Annotated in this window: 2 protein-coding genes; one reads left to right on the top strand and one right to left on the bottom strand. The window is 71.1% G+C overall.

Annotation, left to right across the window (positions count from 1 at the left end):
* Positions 1-903 (top strand): transaldolase family protein (locus JHN63_RS53735; RefSeq protein ID WP_234478959.1); only part of this gene is annotated, 903 nt, incomplete at its 5' end.
* Between the two features lie 34 nt (positions 904-937).
* On the opposite strand, the gene JHN63_RS51205 is transcribed toward JHN63_RS53735, so the two are convergent.
* A partial coding sequence (locus tag JHN63_RS51205) for an STAS domain-containing protein (RefSeq protein WP_200691962.1) occupies positions 938-1,189 on the bottom strand: 252 nt, incomplete at its 5' end.

The following is a 1,189-nucleotide window of genomic DNA, read 5'->3' as shown; positions in this document are numbered from 1 at the left end:
GGCTCGGCCCGCTGGCAGGAGCTGGCGGCGGCCGGAGCGCGTCCGCAGCGGCCCCTGTGGGCGTCGACCGGAGTCAAGAACCCCGACTACCCCGACACCATGTACGTGAGCGAACTGGTCGTCCCGGGGACCGTGAACACCATGCCGGCGAGCACGCTCGACGCGTTCGCCGACCACGGCCATGTCCCGGACGCAGGGCCCGTGGCCGACACCTACGCCGCGGCCGCCGCCCACTTCGAGGAACTGGCCCGCACCGGCATCGACTTCACAGACGTGACCGACACCCTGGAACGCGAGGGCCTGGCCAAGTTCGAGGACAGCTGGGCCGAACTGGGCGCCACCGTGGACCGCGAGATGCGTACCGAAGCCGATTCCCCCGAGGACGACACCGAGCCGTCGGGGGAATCGTCGAACACCCGAGCCCTGCTGGCGATCTACCTCAACGACCACCTGGCGGGCGCGACCGGCGGCCTGGAACTCTCCCGCCGCGCCGCACAGGGACAACGGGACGGGAAGCGGGCCGACGCCTTCTCCGCACTGGCCAAACAGATCGAGGAGGACCGCGACTCCCTCGTGCAGATCATGTCCGACCTGGACGTGTCCACCGATCTCTCCAAGGTCGCGCTCGGCTGGCTGGCCGAGAAGGCCGGCCGGCTCAAGCCGAACGGCCACCTCTTCTCCCGCTCACCGCTCAGCGACGTCCTGGAACTGGAGTCCACGCTCCTCGGCGTCCAGGGCAAGGCGTCCTGCTGGCGCACCCTGCGCGTCCTGGCCGAGGACGACGACCGTCTCTACGCCGAGCACCTCGACACCCTCCTGGAACGCGCCGAGCACCAGATCACGACCCTTGAGGAACTGCTCCTCGCGGCGGTGGCCCACACGCTGGGCCGGGCAAAGGTCTGAGCACCGGGGTCATCGCCCACTGAGCTCGGCGAGTTCACCGGCCCTCAGAGGCCCGGCGGCGGAGGGTACGCACGAGCAGGCGGCGCTCCGATCCCCGCCGGGCCGCCCGCCGTCCCAGCAGGATCTCCGCGCAGCCGGCGAGCACGAGCAGACGTACGACCTGGGCCGACGGCCGTCGCAGTGTGAGGTGGCGGCCCGAGGCCGCGGCGTGCTGGGCACCGTCCAGGAAGGCGTTGAGTCCGCTGACGTCGCAGAACGTGAGCGCGGACACGTCGATGGCCATCCG

The sequence above is a fragment of the Streptomyces sp. MBT65 genome, from assembly GCF_016612545.1.
Lineage (GTDB): Bacteria > Actinomycetota > Actinomycetes > Streptomycetales > Streptomycetaceae > Streptomyces.
This window is presented reverse-complemented; position numbering and strand designations above follow the sequence as displayed.